Origin of the sequence: Pseudoalteromonas rubra, assembly GCF_001482385.1 — a bacterium.
Taxonomy (GTDB): Bacteria; Pseudomonadota; Gammaproteobacteria; order Enterobacterales; family Alteromonadaceae; genus Pseudoalteromonas; species Pseudoalteromonas ardens.
In genome coordinates this window covers 3,274,412-3,296,015 of record NZ_CP013611.1, presented here as the reverse complement: position 1 = coordinate 3,296,015, position 21,604 = coordinate 3,274,412, and the positions used below count along the sequence as shown (strand labels likewise).

Genomic DNA, 21,604 nt, shown 5'->3' with positions numbered 1-21,604 from the left:
TCTTCTCCCCTTTGCCTTTTCCCAAGCCGTTCATTCCCAGTGAGTCGACTGGCTTGTGTTATTATCAAACTGTCATTTTTTATTAGTAAAATTGATATACTAAGTATTTATTAAATCATTTTGACTAATTGTCAAGCACTTATTATTTCGTTTTGCTGATCTTTTTAAAGTTGCTCTGCGATAACCCGGGCACTCACGGCCCTGCTCGAGTAAGCACAAACATAAGTTGATAGATCAGCATATTGCGATAATTCGTAGTCGGAACGCATGGCGATCACTATGACCCTGCCAGGCCATTTTTGTAGTGCCTGCTGGACACGTTGCTGTTGGTCTGCCACATCGAAGCTTTCTCCCGGTAAGGGGTAATCTTCAGTGATCAACACCAAGGGCTCAGCCAGCGGTTCGGTGGGTGCCTGCAGCGCAGCCATAAATTGCTCATGCTGCCAGAGTCGATATTCCCGCCCGCGCTCTGCCAGCGTCTCAAGGATCACATCCCGGGCTGAGTTCGGATCGTTAGGACCGATCCCCCGGCTATTAACAATGTTGTCGTACCCTTTGGGATCAGCGGCAAATGCCAGCGTAAATGCGCGACCCTCAAGTGGCCACTGCTGGTCGTCATTACGTAATACCCGAATGGCCGAACTTGCCGCCTCGCGCGCCAGTTCATTCGCGCTTTCCAGCACACTGGCCGTTGTTTGCGATGAGGTGGCAAAATGCTGATATTTAAATGCCAGTACCTGCTGCAAGCGGGCGTCGATAACCGATTCACTTAAACTGCCCTGTTTAACCGCAGCGATTACGCCATCAATGGTTTGTGCCTGGATCGCTTTGTAAGGGGTCGTACTGTTTTCGTAGTGTTCTTCACTGAGCATCACCAGGTTAGCACCTGCCTGTAATGCCAGGATGGCCGCTTCTTCTGGTGCATAGTTCTTACGCATAGACCACATATTCATGCTGTCGGTGATAATAATGCCGTTAAACCCTAACTGCTGGCGCAATACGCCCTGCAAAATAGTGGACGATAAGGTCGCCGGATAGTCGGCATCGATTTGCGGGTAGCTGATATGACTGGTCATGATCAGCGGAACACCAGACTCAATCGCCGCCTTAAAAGGCAGCAAGTCCTCGCGCATCAATTGCTGCAAAGACTTATCAACCACGGGCAGTGTCTGGTGCGAATCATTGTGGGTATCTCCGTGACCCGGGAAATGTTTGGCACAACTCAGGCTACCACTACGCTGCACGCCACGCACCGCAGCAGCAACATGACGGGCAACATGGTGAGTCTGCTCACCAAAGGCACGCAAACCAATGATCGGGTTATCTGGGTTGGCATTCACATCCGCACAGGGTGACAGCAGCGTGTTGTAGCCAACTTCCTGCATCTGCTCAGCAAAGACCTGATACATGTCTGCCGTCAGCGCCGTGTTGTCCGCTTTACCCAGACCCAGGTTACCCGGTCCCAGATCGGTATACTGAGTCAGGATCCCCCAGGAACCTTCCTGATCAACGGCCAGTAGTAAAGGCGCATCGCAGGCTCTCAATGCCGCCTCATGCTGTAACTCACGGGCTAACTGCGCTGCACTGGCCGGGTTAGCGGCATTATCATCGGTAATGTAAAAGCCCCCAATATGCCGCTCCTTGACCAGCGTCTTTGCGTAATCACGATCTTCTCCGGCAAATGCCAGAACAAACAGCTGTCCAACCTTTTCTTCGATAGAAAGTGTGTCGATAAGCTGTGCTACTTTCTTTTCAATATCCATACTGCCCTCTGATTTTTGGCAAAACAAAGCCCTCAGCGCCACGGCACCGATTTATTATTCGTTCAGATAAGGAAGCGCCTGTCTGGCACCTCGCGGGTGAAACTGATCCGTTTATATACCTAGCCTGGCCAGAAGGCGGAGCAATACGCTTCCACCTTCTGCTTGTTGGCCAGGCATGAGCCCGGACAGACACTGTGTTAGGCGGCGGATTTAGCGCCCGTGATCAGCCCGACCAAGTCTTCTTTGGTCACATCGCTGACCGACACATCTGCCACTGACTGCCCCTGATACAAAACCACCGCACGATCACAGGTTTCGACCACATGCTGCATGTTGTGACTGATCAGCAGAACGGCAACCCCCTGAGAGCTGATCACATTGATCAGTTCATTGACCTGCGCACTCTGCTCAACCCCCAGCGCTGCCGTCGGCTCATCCATGATCACAATGTCAGCTCCCCAGTTCACCGCACGAGCAATGGCAACAGCCTGACGCTGACCACCAGACAGGCGATGGATCTGTTCCTGATAACTGGGGATACGACTGTTCAGTCTGTTCAGGGCTTTCTTCGCACGCTTCTCCATGGCTTTTTTATCCAGCCAGCCAAGTCGGCGTAAGATTGGATTCTTATGACGGATCTCTCGGTTAAGAAACAGGTTTTCTGTGATATCGAACTCCGGCACCATGGCCAGGTCCTGAAACACCGTTTCTATTCCCGCTTCACGTGATGCCAAAGGAGAGTCAATATGTACCGGCTGACCATTGACCAGAATGGCCCCTTCATCGGGCGGGTGGATCCCGGAGATACAGCGCACCAGGGTTGATTTACCAGCACCATTGTCGCCGAGCAACCCCACAACTTCGCCTTTGTTGATGGTAAAGCTCACGCCTTTAAGCGCATGTACACCACCAAAACGCTTATGTACATCCCTCACTTCGAGGGCGATTTGATCCAATGCACTTCTAACCATTTTTCAACTCCTTGACACCAATTGCCACTGCCACAATCAAGATGGCGCCGCGCGCTATCATTTGTTCGTTTGTGGAAAAACCAGACAAGATCAGACCGTTGTTGATCATGCCCATTAACCAGGACCCCAGAATGGCGCCGATAATACACGCGCGACCACCAAACAGGCTGGTGCCGCCAATCGCAACGGCTGCAATGACTGTCAGCAGATCTGCCTCACCCAGGGTATAACGCGCGCCGTGCAAACGACCGGCATACAAGAGTCCGGCCAGCGCAGCCGCCATAGAAGAAATAACCAGGGCATAAATGCGCACCTGAGTCACTTTAATCCCCATCGCCAGAGCCGCTTTAGGGCTGCCGCCCACTGCAAGTAAGTGCTTACCAAAGGCAAGCTTAGTCAGGACCACATAGCCCAGTGCCGCTATCACCAGGGTCCAGATAAATAAGGAAGGAATGCCAAACACTTCACCAGCACCAAAAAACGCGGTGAAAGTTTGATCAATGATTGGCACCGACTCCAGGTTCGTCAGCTGGCGCGACAGACCGGTGATCACGCCCATAGTGCCCAGGGTGATCAACAAAGATGACACCTGCAAACGCTCAATCAACAAACCGTTGATCAGGCCGACAATCAAACCGACACTGAGTGCCCCCAGCACGGCCAGAGGAATACCCACATGTTGCAACAGCAGGGCGCCCACCAGGGCAGATAAAGCCACCACAGAGCCTATCGATAAGTCAATATGGCCGACTGCCAGCGCAAAGGTCAGCCCCACCGCCATCACAGTGATCGGTGCCGTTTGACGCACGATGTTCATAAAGTTAGTCAGACTAAAAAAGCCCGTATCATGCAGTGCGACTGCAAAAATCAGCATCACTGCAAGGAATATATAGTAGATAAAAAACTCTCGTTTCACAGCCAGCAACTTGAGTTGCTGCATAGGTAGTTGATTAACGCTCATGGTATTCCTTATTGTTTTAACGCTAAATTCAGGAGTCTTGGCAGGGGCGACTGAAAGGCGCGCTGCCAGATCTCAGCAATATTGTCTCGCTTAACGGTGTCAAACGGCACTAAGGTAAAGTGTGGCGCCGGTAAACCCAGGGTAGAAGCAGCACCGAGCCGGGCCATGGTTTGCCCGATGTCGAATGGCCTGTCTGCAATAGTGCCATACACATTGCCATCCATCGCCATATCCAGCAGGTTGTTCACGCCCAGGTCGTGGGTGATCACTTTAATATCGCGTCGACCTAAAGAACGCAGTGCTTCCACCACCCCTTCCGCGGCGGCATCCCAGGACACATAAATGGCTTCCAGCTCAGGGTGCTGCAATACCATCGCCGCTGCGACATTGCTGGTCTCATGCTCTTTGATGAACCCCCGCTCAATGACCACATTTAATCCGGGGTAAGCTTTCAGGCCCTTGCGATAAGCATTATCACGATTATTGGTGATAAAGTAGCTGGCATCGTGGTAAATCATGCCGATCTTACCTTTATCACCCAAGGCATCGGCCGTCAGATCAGCCGCCGCTTTACCCATCCCAAACATGTCATCCGTCACAATACCGACAAAATCTTTGCCTTGCTCAAACCCCGGGATGGGGTTACTCAGCAATACCAGTTTGGCACCACGCTCAATGGCTTTGGCATAGCTTTGTTTGGTACTGACCCCATCGACGCTGAGCGAAAGAATAATATCGGGCTTCAATGCAGCAATGTTCTCCAGATCGGCCACTTGTTTCGCAGGGTCAAACTGCGCGTCAGTCGCAGCCACCACTTTAATGCCTAACTTTTCAAATTCGGCGCGTGCACCGCGCGATACCGCTGCCACCCAGGGGCTGGCCCCATGCCAAACTAGCGCTGCAGTCAAATCTTTTGATTTAATTTGTTCACTCTGCTGCTCTGTCAGGTGGATATCACTGGATTTTGCCGCTTTGCTCCAGTCAATACTTTGTGCCGCCCAGCTCATCGACGTTGCGCAGAGCGCAGCAGCGGCAAACATCCCGCTAAACCACGTCCGACGGCGGTGGCCATTCATCTGAGTTCCTGTAGACATAGGTAGATCCTGCTGTTGATTATTAAAATTCGCGCTTGCGAACGTCCTAACTGCCATTTTTATACTGGCATTTAGGATCAGTTTTGTTGTATTTATAGTCATATTCAGCCAACAAACCGTTTATGTCAATTAGTTTGACTAATTATTTTTTATTCGGTTTAGCCTCATGATCGAGTAAGATGATCGGCTTAGTTCAGGGATAATGTGTTGTGTAAGCAGGTACATACGGCACATTGACTGGGGCAATATCATGATAAAGCCCCCAAATTAGATTCAAATAGTAAGGCGAACACATTGAAAGGCTCCAACGCAAAACAGAATAAATCGATAAATTTGCGTCTTGTACTCTCTCAGATTGTCACTCAGGGGCCAATCTCCCGTGTTGAGATTGCCCGCAATACCCAATTGACCAAGCAAACCATTACCAACATGGTGGAAGAACTGCTGAGCGTTCAACTTGTTGAAGAAACCGGTATAAAAAAGTCAGAAGGGGCAGGTAAACCCTCAAAGATGCTGGTTCTGAATAAAAAGGCCGCATACACACTGGCAATACGCATCGTTGACCGCGAGCTGGAAGTCGGCCTGTTTTATCTCAACGGTGAGCTGCTCAACCGACTGCACACCCACCTTGACACAGGTGATACCCTGCTCAACAAGGCCAAATACCTGATTGACACCCTATTGACCGTCGCCAACCTGAGCGTCTCTCAGGTGCTTGGCTGCGGCCTGTCGGTTCAACTGAGCCATCTTAAGGGCGTCGAGATTTTTGCTCACAACCGGGAGCTTCAGCAACAGCTGGCCGATACGCTGGGCGTACCCGTGGCACTGGAAACAACAGCCTCTGCCTGCGCCAGTTTTCAGATGCTGTTTGGCGAAGCCAGGCTGCTGGACAGCTTTGTCTATGTACACCTTGGCAATCAGGTAGAGTCGGCGGTGGTATACGATCGGCGGATCCTGCTCGGTCAGAATGGCCTGACCGGCGCATTGGGTGAGCTGTTTGTGACCCCTGAAACAGATGATGACACCGCTGAGCTGGGTCGACTGAACGACTTCGCCTCGTTAAGTGCCCTAAAAAATAGCCTCGGACGCCCTGGTTGCAGCACCGAAGAGCTGCATCACCAGCTACAGGAACACCCGGTGATAGAGCGCTGGCTAGAACAGGCTGCGGAGCCGATGCGGATAGCGATCCACAGCATTGAGTCCCTGCTGAATACGCAGACCATCATTTTGGGCGGTGACATCAATGACTGGCTGCTTGATAAACTCACGTCTGAGTTGCGTCCATTCATTCCATCCATTGCGCAGTTTGGTGAACGCCAGGTGGTGCGGCTAGTCAAAACCCCGGACGTTGCCAACATTGCCCTCAAGGGCATTGCGACTTTGCCGCTGCACAGCGCGCTCAGCGCCAAGAACATGCAGACTTTGTACTTTCCTGCCATTAACCAGCCCAGTGAACTTCAGGAGCTGGTTTACTAGATTAGTAAAGTCTTATGCGGGGCAAGTGGCAACAGGCAGACTTGCGTCTTGCCCCCATTCACTCCAGGATCCGTCATAAACGGATAAAGGGTAAAACCCACATTCATCCGCAATCATAGCCAAAATACAGGCTGTCACCCCGGAGCCACAGCTAAATTGTAAGGCCTGATTAGTGACCCCGGCGTCCGTTAATAATGTCCGTAACTGCGCTTTAGGTTTAATTAATCCGCTGTCATCCAGTACGCTCGCATAATGGACATTCGCACTGCCCGGAATATGGCCACTGCGCATCCCGACTCTGGGTTCTCGTTCCTGACCGCTAAACCGCGCCGGGCTGCGAGCATCCAGAAGTAACACTTCAGCGCTCTCTATCCCCGCCAGCACAGCATGCTTATCAATGAAGTAACCGCTTTGGGGGTCAACAACGAAATCTCCAGGCTCGCAGCTGTGCGCATACTCAGTCGCAACGGGGAGACCCAGCTCTAGCCACTTGACTAAGCCCCCATCCAGCACATAAACCTGCTCAAACCCCATGGCTTTAAACATCCACCAGGCCCGGGCAGCACTGAACAAAGCAAAATTGTCGTAAACTACCACAGTATCCTGCTGGTTAATGCCCAACGCCCTGACGCCATGCTGAAATTGCGCTGCGCTGCACATTGTATTGGGGCACGCGCCATTTGCATCGCTAAAGGCGTGGCTGATATCAAAACGTTTTGCCCCGGCAATGATCTCCGATGGCACATAATTTCCTTTTGTTCCTGGTTTGAGCATGCCGCAATCAAGCACAGTGACGCGATTGAGGTTTTTCAGTAACCAGTGACAACTTTTGATGTTTTTCATTTATTAACACAGTGTCTTGAGTGATTCAGATTGCCATTAATACTAGATGGGAAATATCTCAGAAACAATGCGAGATTGAACAGAACCAGCCGGACTCTGGCTCTGAGACATCGGCACTGCATGCGCCTGTTGATTAGAAAGCGAACCTCAGACTCACCGTGGTCAACGTATAGTCACCTGCGTCGCGATAAGCCATATTCGTCACCCGGTCTGAATTACAGCGGTACCCTAAACCGACCAAAAAACACGTTGTCGTCAGCGCCTTCTCCCGAAGCATGCTCAAAGCCAATTCCCAGTTTAGCGTCCCATTTTCCAACAAACACACGCTGATACTGAACGCGTGCACCATAAATATCGGCATGCTCATGCCAAACATTGCTTGCGCCTCCCAGTAAACATTGCCTGAGCTACCCACAGCAGCAAACGAGAAACCTGATGAGTCATCTGAAAAATCAAAGGTCTTATGACCAAGCGCAAGGTAGTTGTAGTCTGTCTGCTGGGTCAACACGGCTGTGTTGCAGAGCAATCATGAAGCGCAACCGAGCAAGTACCTGTTCATAAATACCCCCCTTTCCTTATAAAAATCAAAATCCTAGCTACACCCAATTACCATCCTGGTCGCGACTTTTTTTGCCCGCACACCCGCTATCGCTCTGAACACTACCCGTTGAAAACACACACACAGCTTAGCGAAGCACGGCGCATAGCTTCACTCAGAAACACACAGTGGTGATATCCCTTTTTAGACAGGTTATACTCGAAAAAATCCGTTGATTATTTATAACGTTATGTCCTCGAAAACAATCACACAAGACAAAGTACGTGGCCCGATACTGGTGGTTTTACCTAAATTTATCGGTGATGCCATCAATACTTTGCCTGCAATTGCTATGCTCAGGTCGCTATATCCGGAGCATTCGATACATCTGCTGGCGCGTCCTTATATGCTTGAAGTCCTTGAACGCGCAGCACATTACAATATTGAGCTAATTGCAGATAATCGCTATTGCAAAGAACACAAGCAGGGGATGTTTTCTTTTGCACGTACGCTAAGAAAGACGAAGTATGCTATGGCGGTGTTGTTCAGAGGATCAATACGTGAAGCATTACTTGCGAAACTGGCTCACATACCGCTCATTATTGGATATGCACAGAATGGCCGAAAACCGCTGCTCAGCCACGCCCTAAAGCTCAACGAGTGTCATCATTATATTCATCGGTACTGCCGACTAGTGAATGACGTTCATAATCGTCCTTTTTCTCACTTTGAGTTACCCTCTTTGTCACCACGCACCATAGCGCTACCGAAGCACGTTCACAAAACAGCGGTCTACGTTGGTGGTAAGAACAAAGGGACCCGACACTATGACGTCGCCAAAAGTGTCGATGCCCTCACATGCATAGCAAAATCTACAGAAACTCACTTTTACATTCTGGGGGATCCATCCGAATCAGAAGACGCAGTCCGTTTATCTCAAGCGTTAACAAAGAATAGGGTTCCTGCCACGAATCTGGCCGGCAAAACCACGCTTGGGGAATTGGTTGATACGATCGCCGCGATGGATACCATGATCTCCATAGACTCAGGTCCTATGCATATAGCAGCTGCCTGTAACGTACCTTGTCTGGCCCTGGTCGGGTTAGGGACTTCTCCCTGGTCTATTGTAAGGCCATTACAAAACAACCTGATAGCTTTGGAAAGTCCATCAACCAGCATGGTCGAGCATGAGATCATCAATGATATCAGCCCCGAAATGATTGCGCGTCAGTATATTGCACTGCTCGAAAAACCAAAAAGTTAACAATCACACACCACCTTCATTGCCTATTCCAAGGGTGATGAAGGAGACTTTCACAAGAAAAAAACCAAAAATCGATAACCTAATCAACTCCCCCAGAAAAAATGAGCTGTCAACGCGCTCCCCAAACACACCGAAACAAATGATTAAAACAATAAAAACATAGGTGAACTTTAATATAAAAATGTTTTCATAAAGCAGAAGATAAAGTCGAGTACGTAATAATAAATTACTGGAATGTCTGCATGAAAATTAAGAAGCAAGAGCTGCACCCTAAACACAGCGCGGATCTTATCCGCATGGGTAACCAATTTGACGGGGGCTATGTCATCCCCAAAACCCATATCAAAGACACTGACGTGTTACTCTCACTGGGTATCAATGATGACTGGCGATTTGATAAAGAATTTCAGGCACTCAACCCCGATTGCCGGGTGGTGGGGGTAGACTATACCGTTGGGCTTAACTTCATTGTACGAAAAACCCTGCAAAATAGCGTTAAGTCGCTGATCAATACACTGCTGTTTCGCCATGACAAGCGCCAGAAGTACTGGACCCGTTTATTAAACTGTGTGTTCTTTTACAGCTTCTTCCGTGGCCAGAATCGTCATTTACAACGCCGTGTCAGCGAAACATCAGGTCAGCTGGATATCAGCCTGGATGAGTTAATCGAGCACCACTGTGGCGATCACCAAGACACCGTTTTCCTGAAGATGGATATTGAGGGGGCTGAATATCAGATTATCAATGACTTGTGTAAGCATGCCAACAGGATCAATGTGGTGGCGGCAGAGTTTCATCACCTGGATACAAAAACAACGCAATTCAATAATTTTATTACAGCCATGTCTGAGTATTTCCATGTCGTACATATTCATGGTAACAACTACGGTAAATACGTAGACGAGATTGATTTTCCTGAGACGGTGGAAATCACCTTTATCAATAAAAGTCTGATGTCAGATCCAGCGCCTTCTCAACACAGCTACCCGGTAGAGGGGCTGGACTTCCCAAACAACCCAAAAAAACCGGATTATAACATTGCCTTTGAATAGAAAATAAAAAAACACAACAATTAAAAAGCTCAACAATAATTTATAATATTATTGTTGAGCTAATATTATCTACTTTGAAGTACTCAGATTTAGCGCACTTCCAGATTTACTTCAAAACCATCAAAATCATAAGCATCGTTGTCCGTAGCCAGACCAGTCCAGCCACCACCATACGAAGCTCAAGGTGTGTAAGTCGCATTACCCACTTCACGACCTCCACGGTCAGATACTCTCAGACCGATACGAAAATCACTGAATGAGTGGCTACCACTCCAGGTACGCGTTTCGATTCGAATACGGAATGCATCCGGGTCAAACCGGTCAGTATCAAATGCCATGCCTGACCAGCCGCCACCTTCACTCGCCCAGGGCGTATATTGCCAGTAACCAAAATCTCCGCGGCCACCGCGGCCACCGCGGTCTGCAGCCTGAATAGCAATACGAAAATCTCGATCCGAGGGAAGATGATTCAGTATGGAAAGGTGAAGTTTTAACGCATCAGGATCATAGGCGTCTCTGTCAACTGCCCACTCAGATTGTACATTTGAACCAGCAGATAAATACTTGGTATATTCAACCCTGCCCGGATCTCTGCCAGCGTCATCCAATGCCTGTAAACCAATTCTAAAATTATATTTTGAGCCGCTGCTTACAGTCACAAATTCTTCAGCAGGTTGTGCTGTGGCAGTCATTGCAAACCCACATCCAATCAACAAAGACACCGCTACTTTTTTAAGATTCATATTAATATCCTTTTATTTCGTTAACGTACTAAATAGTGCAGGCCAACTCTACAAATCACAATTTACAATTTACAATTTACAATTTACAATTTACAATTTAAAATTTACAATTTACAATTTACAATTTACAATTTACAATTTACAATTTACAAAGTAAAGACAATTTTAAAACAAAAATAAAACAACAAAAACACAAATAACAATAGTAGAAAAATCAAAATAAAAATAAATAAAAAACAATACAAGCTGAAATAATAATAAAAACAAAACAATTAAAACATAAGAATAAAAATCAGAGACAAGCTATCCTTTATTATTTCAAAAATCGTCATTTTCAGCTTAGTTTATTGCTTCAAAAAAAAATTAAAAAATCAGTTTAAACGTCGAAACAAAGATGGAGAAAGATGCAGTGTAAAAGCTAAAATCCACAACACACTCATGGCATACAGTTCTTAGATGGATGATGAACAGCTTTTATCTACACAGTGCGTGTTGTAACAACGAAGTAAGACAGGGTTTGGCATAGCAATTTTACGGAGACCCCTGATTCTGGTAAGCACAAAGAGAGGTACACTCAGATCTTTATCACCTCACCACGTAGCGGTGCCAGCCTGGCCAGGATCTGGTTTTGTGTGGTATGCGCAATGCCTGCTTCAGTATCGACGCTGGCGCGGCTACAAAAGCCGCCAAGACTCCATTGCTCGTCACTGGCATACCCCGCCAGCTGTGCCCAGGGCACGATGCCCCCACCTGCGCTGCCTTCGACCTGAGAAACACCGGGTGTGGCCAGTAACTTACCGGAGTCTGCCATACAAGTGGCAGTTATTCCTAATGCGCAACCTGACAAAACCACTACGCGCGGGTTAGCCCGCTTCATGATACTGGCCAAGCCATTGTGTTAACAGCTCCGCCTTCAATGGTTTACTCAGATAATATCCCTGAGCATAATCACAGCCCATTTCTTTGAGCAGCTCCAAAGAGGCTTTATCTTCTACCCCTTCAGCAACCACAGAGAAACCAAGTTGATGACCCAGGCTGATGGTGGAACGCACAATACACTGATCCTGATGCGTTTCGGCCAGCTTCAGAATAAACACTTTATCCAGCTTGAGTTCATCAATTGGCAGCATTTTTAAGCGACCCAGTGAGGTCTGTCCGACACCGTAATCGTCCAGAGAAATATGTACGCCAATCTCTTTGAGCACTTTAAGCGCGGCAATCCCCTTCTCTTCGTTCTCGATCATATCCCGCTCTGTCAGCTCTATGGTGATCAAGGAAGGCGATATCTGATAGCGATCCAGCATGGCTTCCAGGTGGGGCACAAAATCGGGATCCGCAATATCCTGTGCCGACACATTAATGGCCGCTTTCATGGTGATCCCCTGCTCGACCCAGTTGGCAACCTGCGCCACCACCGTTTTAAGCACCCACTGAGTCAGCTCGACGATCAGGCCTGACTGCTCCGCCAGATCAATAAAAACTTCGGGCGAGATCCACTCACCATTGCGCCGCTGCCAGCGGATCAAAGACTCCACCTTATCGACCTGCTGACTGTGCATGTTGAGCTTAGGCTGATAGGTCATAAACAGCTGGCCGTCGTCACTTTGCAGCGCTGCTTTGAGCTCATCAATGATCAACAAGCGTTCCAGGTAGGCTTCGTCTTCACCGGTTTGGTAAAAATACACCGAATTACTGCCCTGCTGCGCCGCATTGTCTGCGGCAATCAAAGCACGGCGTACCAGATCTTCCGGATCGTCTGCCTGCTCCGGGTAATGGACCACCCCCACACTAAAACGCAGATTGATCTCCAGTTTCTGTACCTGGTAAGGCTGATTCAACGCACTCAGAAACCCAGCGACACAGCCTTCCATTGAACTGTCCTCTTTGGCTGCCAGCACAGTTAAAAACTCATCTCCACCGAGTCGGGCATTCAGCCCTTCAAAACTGGCGCCGATTTGTTCAATCCGCTGTGCAACGGCCTGAATACAGCTATCGCCCACGCGAGGACCCAGCTTATCGTTAATGTGTCTGAGGCCTTTTATGTCCACAACCAGCAGGTAATAAACGCGACCATCTTGCAACAAGCGGGTAAGCTTCTCCATGGCGGCTGCGCGATTATAAAAGCGTGTCAGACCATCGTGGCTGGCCTGATAGCGAATTTGTTTTTCCCGCGCCTGGATGTCATCACCCATTTCATGAAAGGCATCGACCAGCTGGCAGATCTCTTTTGTCGGTCGCGACTCGTGTACGGTGGCTTCGTAGTCACCCAGGGCAAATCGACGTGCCATCACAGTTAGCTGCTGTAACGGGGTAGCCAGATTCCGAGCTAAAAAACCACTGGCCACAAAGCCAAACAACATAGTCACACAGGACGATAAAATAATGGTTAACACCAGCTGATCGAACTCCTGATAGTCTTTGGTCATATCAGCACTTAATACCAGGCTAACCGGAGAAGAGTTTAACGCGGGCAAAGCAACCTCCGCATTAATATAAACCGGAAACTCGCTCAGCCAACGGGTAATTTTTTGCTCATGCAGATAGGCGAATAAATCCTGGGATTCGGGCAAACGCAACGAACTGGCCTTGATCTGCTCACCATGGCCAATAAAGCTCATTTCCATCCCAGTTAGTTCACGCAGCTGACCTGCCACTTCCGTATCAACGGCAAAGCCAACAATCGCGAAAGCAATGGTACGCGGTGCCTTCACGGGCAAAATAATCGCCTGATACAACTGCTTGTCCAGGCTGACAAAAGCAGACTGTTCGGTATGATTTAACAACTCTCTGAGCAACGGGCGCAGATCTTCAGCCAGCTCAATTTCGGCCTGATTGGCAGAGATCAGCTGACCGCGCACGTCCAGCAGCAACATCAGATCAGCATCGATACGCTGACTGTGATTAAACAGCACGCTTTCAATGGTCGGCGCATCGCGCGTTGCAACCGCCTGTTTAAAGCCAAAGTCTTGCGTCAGTACCGTGGCAGCAGTCACCAGCAAACGTTCTTGGGCACTGAGATATTGCTGATAGACATTTTGCGCCGTCTGAATATCCTGCTGCACCTTGCGCTCATTGAACTGGCTGGTAGACCACCAGAAGCTGGCTAAGCTGGCAACCGCTGTCAGCAGCACCAACCCGACGCACAAGGCGATAATACGATTTTTAAAACTAGTGCCCATGATGATCCTTAAACATCTCCGAGAATGTGTTTCTGGGTGCCGGTGTCTGTGTTTCTACAATAACAGACCCGGATTGTTGTAATTCTGTCACCGTCACTATCCTGCGAGTGTCGATATCCTGTGTTTGTAGTGCATGCCAGATAGCCAATTGCGGCGCATAAGCAGGTAACTGCACTGTGCCCGACTGATTGCTGGTAAGCGCGTCTTTTGATTGAGAAACATAGATATAGCCCACCATCGAATCATGAATATTACATCCTAGAACAACGACACCCGGTTGTTCAAATCGTATCGGTTGAATAGGTGTACCCGCATATAATTTAAGCTCAAAACGCTTGGTCTCAGAAAAAGAATAGACATGATGACGAATATCATCACTGTTGGGAAAGCTCACCGCCTGACCCTGCATTATGGTCAGTAGTCTGGGGTGGAATTGTTTATTGACCTGATCCATTACGGCGACTTGCTGCACCTGGCTCGCACGTAAGGGGGCAACCACTTCAACCACCACATCAGGTAAAGGTGCACCGTGCTGATCACGCAATTGAAGAGTGTACCCGTTACCGGATCCGTTACCGACACCCTTACCAGCACCATTGTCGAGTGCATTATCAGCCCCATAAATAGGACCACCAAAGCTGGCAAGTATCCAGGCGTACACAGGCCAGGCAAAAATACGCAGGCCAACTATCTTTCGTGCACACTCCATCGTTCGCCTGATCACGATCAGGTGCCCTTGTGCGATCCTTACCGGGTTATGCCCGCTGACGTTCATGGAAATTTGCCTGAGCCACTTGCATACCTTAAGTAAAAGTGACGCTGAAAAGAAAAGCAAGAACGAATACACATTCACGCCCGCTTCCAGCGGTTAAACAGCCATAAAAAAAGCGGCTCATCGCCGCTTTTTTTATGTTTTTCAGACTGCTCAGGCGTCGATCAGGCCATACTCTTTATCCAGTACGGCAATCACTTCATCACGTGGGTTCTGAGGAATACTAAGCTGTTGGCCAACAATTTTACTGGCGATACCCACATACGTATCTGACACCGACATCATCACCTGCTCTGGCAACTTATAACTGGCAGCCAGCTGTTCGCGCTCGCTCATGCGATCTTTGTTCAGCAAAACGTCGCTGTCCGGTACATTGTTGATCAATAACTGGCGGAAGCCCTCTTTAGAGTTTTCAACAATTTTACCGTCACGGTATGCCGGGCCATCCCAGATCCGCGATGAATCCGGCGTGCCCACCTCGTCAATGTAGATCAAACGTTCGCTGCCATCTTTATCTTCTACGTAACCAAATTCAAATTTGGTGTCCACAAAGATTTGATCCAGCTTGGCCAGCTCTTTAGAGATCAACGCAAAACCTTCACTCAGCAGCTGCTCATAACGGGCCACATCGGCGTCTGACTTAAAGTTAAACGCATCCAGGTTATCCGTGATATTGCGGCGTGTGATATTCACATCATCAACTTCCGGCACATCTGGCAAGCCACGAATGATCCCTTTTGTTGATGGCGTGATCAGCACATCGTCAAGCTTTTGATGCGCAGTCAGGCCTTCTGGCAAACTGATCCCACAGAACTCGCGCACACCTTTGCTATAATCACGCCACATGCTGCCGGTGATATATTGGCGGGCGATGGCTTCGACGCGCACAGTGCTGGCTTTACGCACGATCCACACGTATGGATGAGGTATATCCACAATGTGATTGCCAGCGAGACCCGCTTCATCGAATAGTTTAAACCAATGGGCGGCGACACTGTTCAGTGCGATACCTTTGCCCGGTACACCATTGAGGCCATTTTCGCTCTGCCAGATGCAGTCAAAGGCCGAGATGCGATCCGAGATCACCATGATCGCCAGCTCTGTCCCGGCAGGCACATCATAACCTTTTTCTTCGATCAAACGGGCACTGTCCTGGTCGGTTAACCAATAAACTGAACGTACTTTACCACTGTGCACAGCACCTTTGGTGCGAATGGGTAGATCGTCATTGACGTCTAGAACTTTGTAGCTACTCATTGTATCTCCATAGAGAACGGCTGCGTCTTGCTAAAGGACGCAAAATACAGAGGGGGTTAGAGCGGTGTATGATAGTCGAGCAGCCAACAAATCACAATTGCTTTACCGCACTGAACGGCGATATGCCGCAGGTGGGTTTAGCTTGCAGCGCAAGTATTTTATGATGCGGGCGTGATCCGCCATTGATGTGAGACTATGTTAGAGATTAACGACCTGATTTTTCGCTGGCCCGGTGCCGCCGACGCCACACTCAACATACCCAAACTTGAAGTCGCCGCCGGTGAGCGGGTCTTTTTACATGGCCCAAGCGGCAGTGGTAAATCAACGCTGCTGGGACTGCTGAGCGGAATTAACAAGCCAGAAGCCGGCAGCATCCGCTTGCTTAACAGTGATCTGGCACAGCTAAGCGATGCCGCCCGAGACAAATTCAGAGCCGATCACATCGGCACAATCTTTCAGAACTTCAATTTACTGCCCTACCTGAGTCCGGTTGAAAATGTCATGCTCGGCTGCCACTTTTCCCGCAGTCGTACCGACCGCATTAAGACATCGGGTAAAACCCTGGCTCAGCAGGCCGAACTGTTATTACAGGAACTTGGTCTGGATGCCAGCATTATGTCACGTTCTGTGGCTCAACTGAGTATTGGCCAGCAACAGCGTGTTGCCGCAGCCCGGGCCTTTATCGGTCAGCCTGAGTTGATCATTGCTGACGAGCCCACCTCCGCACTGGACGCCGACAATCGCAATATCTTTATCGAGTTACTTTTTAAAGAGGCCAGCCAATATGGCGCAACTATTTTGTTCGTCAGTCATGACAACGGCCTGGCCCCTTTGTTCGACAAACACCTGAGCCTGGTTGAATTAAACGGAGCAAGCCAATGAGATTAATCAGTCTGGCGAGCAAAAGTATGCTCAACCGCAAAGCCAGTGTGCTGCTGACCCTGTTCACCATTGCCATCAGTGTGATGCTACTGCTGACCATTGAAAGGGTGCGTCAGGAAGCGAAAAGCAGCTTTAGCAATACCGTATCAGGTACCGATCTGATCGTCGGTGCCCGCAGTGGTGACATCCAGCTTCTGCTGTCCAGTGTCTTTCGCATTGGTCATGCCAATAATAGCGTAAGCTGGGACAGCTATCAGGATATCAAGGCTCAGCGAGGTGTGAGCTGGACTATTCCCATCAGCCTGGGCGACAGCCACAAAGGTCATGCGGTACTGGGCACCGACAGCGCTTACTTTGAACACTTTCGCTATGGTAAGAAGCAAACGCTGGCATTCGCCGCAGGCCGCGCTTTTGTCAATGCGCAGGAAGTGGTGCTAGGCAGTGACGTCGCCAAAAAAATGCATTACCAGCTTGGTCAGCAAATTGTGATTTCACACGGTATGGGCAATACCAGCTTCCATCATCACGATGACAACCCGATGACCATAGTTGGGATCCTGGCACCGACCGGCACGCCGGTCGATAAAACCGTGCATGTGCCACTGGCGGCCATCGAGGCCATGCATAGCCAGCCTAAATCAACTCCCCGCATGATAGGTAAGCCAAAACAACCAGCTGGACACACGCATGCTCATGCAGATGAGCATGACCACAATAGCAGCCATGACCACGGCCATGCAGATGGACATGAGCACCATGACAGTCATAACCACAACCATGCAGATGAGCATGAGCACCATGACAGCCATAACCACGGTCACGCAGATGAACATGAGCACCATGACAGCCATGACCACGGTCATGGGCACGATAAACCCGACACCATCGCAGTTGCGGTACCAGCCCCCGCAGATCTGCATGGCGATCTGATTGGTGAACCCAAACAGATCACGGCATTTTTAATGGGGCTGGACTCCCCGCTATACACCTTGCAGATCCGCCGTAATATCAATAATTACAAAGCAGAGCCGCTGCTGGCCATCATGCCCGGCGTCACATTGCGTGAGCTGTGGCGCATGCTGGGCCTGGTAGAAAAGATCCTGCTGCTGTTTTCTGCTGTGGTGGTTTTGAGCAGCCTGCTGGGCATGCTGACCACCTTGTTGGCGACGCTAAATCAGCGCCGCCGTGAATTGGCCATTTTGCGCTCTGTGGGCGCGCGACCACGACACATTTTCACTCTAATGAGCAGCGAAGCTATCTTGATTACAGCAGCAGGCTGCATACTGGGCATTGCCTTGTTTTACGCCCTGATTGCACTGGCACAAGGTACACTGCAAAGTCAGTTCGGGATCAGCCTGAGCATTTCACTGCTCAGTCACTATGAACTCATGTTGATCGGCGTTATTATGGCGGCCGGCACATTGATGGGCATATTGCCTGCGACCCGGGCCTATTTTTATTCGCTCAGCGATGGCATGAGCATCAAGCTATAAGAGGTTTTGAATGACACCATTACGCACTATTTTCTGGCTTTGCACAACGCTGATGCTGTTTTGCGTGCAGGCGCAGGCAGCACCGCCTAAAGAAATTTTCTGGGATGATCTGATCCCAAAAGGCCATGTCCAAATCAGCAATCAGGACGCTGCGGCCAGTCATGATGGCGATCAGCAAAACTGGGTACAACCTGATCTCGATGCCCCGGTGGTTAAAAGTTTAGATGGTAAGCAAGTGAGCTTACCCGGGTTTGTAGTCCCGCTTGAAGGAGACAGTGAAGTGATCACTGAGTTCTTGCTGGTGCCTTACTTCGGGGCCTGTATTCACGTGCCACCACCGCCGCCCAACCAGATTGTGCATGTCAAAATCAAGAATGGGGTGCCCATCGACAGTCTGTATGATGCGATTACCGTGACAGGTACTATGAAGGTCGCAACCTGGAAAGGCGATCTGGCACAAACCGGTTATAAGATGGACGCAGTCGGCGTCGCGCCGTTTGAATTATAAACGTAGGTTATCTGTCTGAAAGTGGCTCACTGATGAGCCACAGGACAATCAGTACCTGCTTAGCACAGACAGCTTCTGAAATGATAGGTATCGCATATAACGGCAACCGTGTTACACGAATCGCGCTCAGTATACCTTACGCCACCGGCAACCTGCGGTGTTTGTGCACCATCCAGTGAACGCGCCTGACCACCCAACTGCTTGATCGATTTTTTGTTTAGTTGTAATTTCATAGTATATTTCCTTATTGTTGAATTGAAAGGTGTGCTTTTTAGCACCCCGCCACCTTTGCATATATTTCAACCAAATGCAAAGCTACCTCAGTGCCAGCTGCTGACAGAGGATATGCATCAATATGAGATCTTCCTGCATCAGTGTTTTCAGTTTATCAACCGGGATCCACACCACTTCACAGGGCGTTTCAGCCAGATAATCCAGGGCAGATGAGCCCGTCAGTAAAGCCGTTATACCGAGCGTCTCGCCCGGCCCCCTGACAACAACCTGACTATTGCCCTGTCCACCTGCAACCACTTCACGCACACTGCCCCTGTAAATCACCCCCAGTTTACTCAGCGATTTACCTTGCCTTATCAGCACCTGACCCACATCGTAAATACCGCGCTCCTGACAACTGCTAATTTGCTCGCGGGTACTTTGTGTGACGCCGTTTAACCAGGGGATCTGCTGATCCAATTGTGCCGCCTCCGTTTGGCGAAAAATAGATGCCTGTTGCAGCGCCGCCATACGTTTTTCGACGTCTTCCAGCAACCGGCTGGCTTCGGGTTTATCGAGCACTGCCAGCTTGAGCTGCTCTTTAATCACAGCACGCTCACGGTTCAGCAGTAGCCGGGTTGCAGCCTGTGACTGAAGCGCCTGCACTATGTCCGGAAACGTTTCCTGTAGCTCATTGATGCGTGCAATGGTCTGAGCCATGTTATCCTGCACCTGCTGGCGCACCTGTGCCGCTACCTGGGCGTTCGGTGACAAGGTATCAATATGACTTTCCAGCGCTTCCTGCGCCTGAATAAAGCCCCTGGCTACATCATACCCCACCACAAGACGCTCAAAATACAATCTCAATAATGTCCGCTCTAGCCAGGCAATGCCCCGCATTCGTTCCAGCCAGCCGGGCACTTGCCAGGTTGCAAACAAACTATCACGCTGCCCGATACAGGGCTCGCCATCCAGGGCCAGTTCAACCGCTTCAACCAACAAATTGGTTGCCCGTTTTCCCAATGTACCTTGCTCAAACTGAGTCCAGTAATGTTTTCGTTCGGTTTCCAGTAAGCGGCGCAAAAAAGCCGTGTCTAAATCCGCCTGGTCGATCGGCGCCTCTTGATCGGTTTGCGCCATTGCTCCGAGCTTGACCTGGGCTTTCACCTGTTGCCAGTCAGCCCCGCGTAAAAATGGGCTATCCATCATAGTCGGCAGCATGGTTTGCAGGGTATTGGCCACTTGCTGATTGGCTTTGTCGACCGTAGCCTGTTTAGCCGGGGGCAGGCTGTCGAGACGCAGGAACTTCAGCAACATGCCCATCGTGCCGCCATTGATTAAAATCGTCAGGACCACAATCCCGGCACATAAAAACAACATGCGATCACTGATCTCCTTTGGGATCGCCTCGCTCGCTGCCACCGTCAAAGCCAGCGCCAGTGATACAGCCCCTCGCAACCCGCCCCAGCATAAGACACTGGCTTTTTCAAAGGTAATGCCAACTCCTATGCGGCTCAACAATGGCGTAAACACAGTGATGGATGTCGCGCGGATCAGCATGATCCCGACATATAAAATACCCAGTGTCTGCCACGCCTGTAGATCATCCAGCGGCACCCGAATGGCCACCAGGATCCCCACCAGCAGAAAAATACAGGTATTGGCAATGTGCGCCATCATTTCCCAGAAGTGATGTAAAAACCCTGCCACCTCCGGGCTGATCCGGGTTCGTCCCACACTGGCCAGTACTAATGCCAGCGTCACCACAGCCACCACGCCAGAAACATGAAACGACTCGGAGATGAAAAAGGCTGAATATGCTGCCGCAATGGTCAGCGTGATCTCTATCATAGGATCGTTAAATACCCGATCGATCCACATAATACATAACCCACCCAGTACCAGGCCTATCGCCAGTCCGACCAATACCACACCAGCAAACTGCCCGACAGCCTGCACAGGAGAGGCCATCATGGCCCCCTCACCCCCGCTGCTGGCCAGCACCCAGACATAGAACAGACTGAAAAACACGATGGCGGTTCCATCATTGAGCAAAGACTCACCCTCAATCAGGGTTTCGAGGCGTTTACGCGAACTGACTTCCTTCAGCAAAGCCACCACAGCAACTGGATCGGTGGCACTGATCAGGGCACCGAACATCAGACACATAGCCCAGCTCCATTGCCAGTGCTCGGGCACACTGATATGCAATAACTCGGCTGTCAGCCAGATGGCCAACATCAGGCCGGGCACAGCTAAAATCGCAATCTGGGTAAACATGCGCCGGAACAAGTGCACTTCCATCGCAAAAGCGCTCTCGAAGATAAGCGTGGGCAGGAATAAAAATAAAAACAGGTGTGGGTCGATGTCGGCAACCAGGGTTAAGGTATCGCCGACCATCTCAGTGTCACCACTAAAGACATCGCCACGCTGTGCCAGACCAATACAGATCCCAATCACCAGCAACGCTACGGTATAGGGGATCTGGGTATTTTTCAGGACATGACGGGTCAGCGCTCCAATAAACAGGGCCAAAATCAAAAATACCAGGACCAGAATGCCAGACTCAAACTGCATACCAGCCACCTTAACCGA

The 21,604-nt window shown here is 49.8% G+C and carries 18 protein-coding genes and 1 pseudogene; 6 read left to right on the top strand and 13 right to left on the bottom strand.

All coding sequences use genetic code 11. The features are described 5' to 3' along the window. Positions 1-164: 164 nt before the first annotated feature. From AT705_RS14380 to AT705_RS14365, 4 genes are all read right to left on the bottom strand, one after another. The gene (locus AT705_RS14380; RefSeq protein ID WP_058797088.1) at positions 165-1,763 is read right to left on the bottom strand and encodes a glycoside hydrolase family 3 protein; all 1,599 of its coding nucleotides are present in this window, start codon (positions 1,761-1,763) and stop codon (positions 165-167) included. 197 nt (positions 1,764-1,960) lie between these two features. Continuing rightward, complete coding sequence (locus AT705_RS14375; protein WP_010383357.1) at positions 1,961-2,734, bottom strand: ATP-binding cassette domain-containing protein; 774 nt, start codon at positions 2,732-2,734, stop codon at positions 1,961-1,963. Then, positions 2,727-3,695, bottom strand: coding sequence for an ABC transporter permease (locus AT705_RS14370; RefSeq protein WP_010383359.1), 969 nt, complete (start codon positions 3,693-3,695; stop codon positions 2,727-2,729). Before AT705_RS14370 ends, AT705_RS14375 begins: the two co-directional genes overlap by 8 nt. Positions 3,696-3,703: 8 nt before the next feature. Next, positions 3,704-4,789: a substrate-binding domain-containing protein gene (locus AT705_RS14365; RefSeq protein WP_237113736.1), complete on the bottom strand. Its 1,086-nt coding sequence runs from the start codon at positions 4,787-4,789 to the stop codon at positions 3,704-3,706. 294 nt (positions 4,790-5,083) lie between these two features. Here AT705_RS14365 and AT705_RS14360 point away from each other — a divergent pair, with 294 nt between their 5' ends. Then, on the top strand, positions 5,084-6,265 hold the full coding sequence (locus tag AT705_RS14360) for an ROK family transcriptional regulator (RefSeq protein ID WP_058797086.1): 1,182 nt from the start codon (positions 5,084-5,086) through the stop codon (positions 6,263-6,265). Positions 6,266-6,277: 12 nt separating this feature from the next. Here the strand turns inward: AT705_RS14360 and AT705_RS14355 are convergent, their stop codons facing one another. Next, positions 6,278-7,108 carry a sulfurtransferase gene (locus tag AT705_RS14355; RefSeq protein ID WP_058797085.1) on the bottom strand — a complete coding sequence of 277 codons (831 nt, stop codon included), beginning with the start codon at positions 7,106-7,108 and terminating at the stop codon, positions 6,278-6,280. Between the two features lie 133 nt (positions 7,109-7,241). Further along, a complete protein-coding gene (locus AT705_RS14350; protein WP_058797084.1) occupies positions 7,242-7,616 on the bottom strand; it encodes a hypothetical protein in 375 nt (124 codons plus the stop codon). Between the two features lie 280 nt (positions 7,617-7,896). Here AT705_RS14350 and AT705_RS14345 point away from each other — a divergent pair, with 280 nt between their 5' ends. Continuing rightward, on the top strand, positions 7,897-8,910 hold the full coding sequence (locus AT705_RS14345; RefSeq protein WP_058797083.1) for a glycosyltransferase family 9 protein: 1,014 nt from the start codon (positions 7,897-7,899) through the stop codon (positions 8,908-8,910). Between the two features lie 242 nt (positions 8,911-9,152). Further along, positions 9,153-9,962, top strand: a complete 810-nt coding sequence (locus AT705_RS14340) for an FkbM family methyltransferase (protein WP_058797082.1) — start codon at positions 9,153-9,155, stop codon at positions 9,960-9,962. A 179-nt stretch (positions 9,963-10,141) separates the two neighbouring features. Here AT705_RS14340 and AT705_RS14335 read toward each other — a convergent pair whose 3' ends face one another. From AT705_RS14335 to AT705_RS14315, 5 genes and pseudogenes are all read right to left on the bottom strand, one after another. After that, positions 10,142-10,705 carry a hypothetical protein gene (locus AT705_RS14335; RefSeq protein ID WP_237113735.1) on the bottom strand — a complete coding sequence of 188 codons (564 nt, stop codon included), beginning with the start codon at positions 10,703-10,705 and terminating at the stop codon, positions 10,142-10,144. 661 nt (positions 10,706-11,366) lie between these two features. Then, positions 11,367-11,582: pseudogene (locus tag AT705_RS24950) on the bottom strand (DUF3034 family protein); the annotation flags it as partial. Beyond that, positions 11,569-13,884 carry a putative bifunctional diguanylate cyclase/phosphodiesterase gene (locus tag AT705_RS14325; protein WP_058797080.1) on the bottom strand — a complete coding sequence of 772 codons (2,316 nt, stop codon included), beginning with the start codon at positions 13,882-13,884 and terminating at the stop codon, positions 11,569-11,571. The pseudogene AT705_RS24950 and the gene AT705_RS14325, both read right to left, overlap by 14 nt. After that, entirely contained in the window at positions 13,874-14,659 is a 786-nt protein-coding gene (locus tag AT705_RS14320; protein ID WP_237113734.1) for a methylamine utilization protein, read from the bottom strand. The genes AT705_RS14325 and AT705_RS14320 overlap by 11 nt, the downstream gene beginning before the upstream one ends. A gap of 150 nt (positions 14,660-14,809) precedes the next feature. Beyond that, positions 14,810-15,913, bottom strand: a complete 1,104-nt coding sequence (locus AT705_RS14315; RefSeq protein ID WP_058797079.1) for a phosphoribosylaminoimidazolesuccinocarboxamide synthase — start codon at positions 15,911-15,913, stop codon at positions 14,810-14,812. A gap of 195 nt (positions 15,914-16,108) precedes the next feature. Here AT705_RS14315 and AT705_RS14310 point away from each other — a divergent pair, with 195 nt between their 5' ends. Genes AT705_RS14310 through AT705_RS14300 form a run of 3 tightly spaced genes read left to right on the top strand, consistent with a single transcriptional unit; the run spans position 16,109 to position 18,796 of the window. Continuing rightward, positions 16,109-16,795, top strand: a complete 687-nt coding sequence (locus AT705_RS14310; protein WP_058797078.1) for an ABC transporter ATP-binding protein — start codon at positions 16,109-16,111, stop codon at positions 16,793-16,795. Beyond that, positions 16,792-18,288 (top strand): ABC transporter permease, encoded by a 1,497-nt coding sequence (locus tag AT705_RS14305; protein WP_058797077.1) that lies wholly within the window; start codon positions 16,792-16,794, stop codon positions 18,286-18,288. The genes AT705_RS14310 and AT705_RS14305 overlap by 4 nt, the downstream gene beginning before the upstream one ends. Before the next feature lie 52 nt (positions 18,289-18,340). Next, entirely contained in the window at positions 18,341-18,796 is a 456-nt protein-coding gene (locus tag AT705_RS14300) for a DUF3299 domain-containing protein (RefSeq protein WP_237113831.1), read from the top strand. A gap of 59 nt (positions 18,797-18,855) precedes the next feature. On the opposite strand, the gene AT705_RS25300 is transcribed toward AT705_RS14300, so the two are convergent. Both AT705_RS25300 and AT705_RS14295 read right to left on the bottom strand, forming a co-directional pair. Beyond that, entirely contained in the window at positions 18,856-19,029 is a 174-nt protein-coding gene (locus AT705_RS25300; protein WP_156202127.1) for a hypothetical protein, read from the bottom strand. A gap of 82 nt (positions 19,030-19,111) precedes the next feature. Continuing rightward, positions 19,112-21,586, bottom strand: a complete 2,475-nt coding sequence (locus tag AT705_RS14295; RefSeq protein WP_058797076.1) for a cation:proton antiporter — start codon at positions 21,584-21,586, stop codon at positions 19,112-19,114. Positions 21,587-21,604 lie beyond the last annotated feature (18 nt).

Excerpts from the sequence above, each read along its gene's own strand:
- AT705_RS14380 (WP_058797088.1), bottom strand. The coding sequence starts at position 1,763 with ATGGATATTGAAAAGAAAGTAGCACAGCTTATCGACACACTTTCTATC.
- AT705_RS14375 (WP_010383357.1), bottom strand. The coding sequence starts at position 2,734 with ATGGTTAGAAGTGCATTGGATCAAATCGCCCTCGAAGTGAGGGATGTA.
- AT705_RS14370 (WP_010383359.1), bottom strand. The coding sequence starts at position 3,695 with ATGAGCGTTAATCAACTACCTATGCAGCAACTCAAGTTGCTGGCTGTG.
- AT705_RS14365 (WP_237113736.1), bottom strand. The coding sequence starts at position 4,789 with ATGTCTACAGGAACTCAGATGAATGGCCACCGCCGTCGGACGTGGTTT.
- AT705_RS14355 (WP_058797085.1), bottom strand. The coding sequence starts at position 7,108 with ATGAAAAACATCAAAAGTTGTCACTGGTTACTGAAAAACCTCAATCGC.
- AT705_RS14345 (WP_058797083.1), top strand. The coding sequence starts at position 7,897 with ATGTCCTCGAAAACAATCACACAAGACAAAGTACGTGGCCCGATACTG.
- AT705_RS14340 (WP_058797082.1), top strand. The coding sequence starts at position 9,153 with ATGAAAATTAAGAAGCAAGAGCTGCACCCTAAACACAGCGCGGATCTT.
- AT705_RS14335 (WP_237113735.1), bottom strand. The coding sequence starts at position 10,705 with ATGAATCTTAAAAAAGTAGCGGTGTCTTTGTTGATTGGATGTGGGTTT.
- AT705_RS14325 (WP_058797080.1), bottom strand. The coding sequence starts at position 13,884 with ATGGGCACTAGTTTTAAAAATCGTATTATCGCCTTGTGCGTCGGGTTG.
- AT705_RS14320 (WP_237113734.1), bottom strand. The coding sequence starts at position 14,659 with ATGAACGTCAGCGGGCATAACCCGGTAAGGATCGCACAAGGGCACCTG.
- AT705_RS14315 (WP_058797079.1), bottom strand. The coding sequence starts at position 15,913 with ATGAGTAGCTACAAAGTTCTAGACGTCAATGACGATCTACCCATTCGC.
- AT705_RS14310 (WP_058797078.1), top strand. The coding sequence starts at position 16,109 with ATGTTAGAGATTAACGACCTGATTTTTCGCTGGCCCGGTGCCGCCGAC.
- AT705_RS14305 (WP_058797077.1), top strand. The coding sequence starts at position 16,792 with ATGAGATTAATCAGTCTGGCGAGCAAAAGTATGCTCAACCGCAAAGCC.
- AT705_RS14300 (WP_237113831.1), top strand. The coding sequence starts at position 18,341 with ATGCTGTTTTGCGTGCAGGCGCAGGCAGCACCGCCTAAAGAAATTTTC.
- AT705_RS25300 (WP_156202127.1), bottom strand. The coding sequence starts at position 19,029 with ATGAAATTACAACTAAACAAAAAATCGATCAAGCAGTTGGGTGGTCAG.
- AT705_RS14295 (WP_058797076.1), bottom strand. The coding sequence starts at position 21,586 with ATGCAGTTTGAGTCTGGCATTCTGGTCCTGGTATTTTTGATTTTGGCC.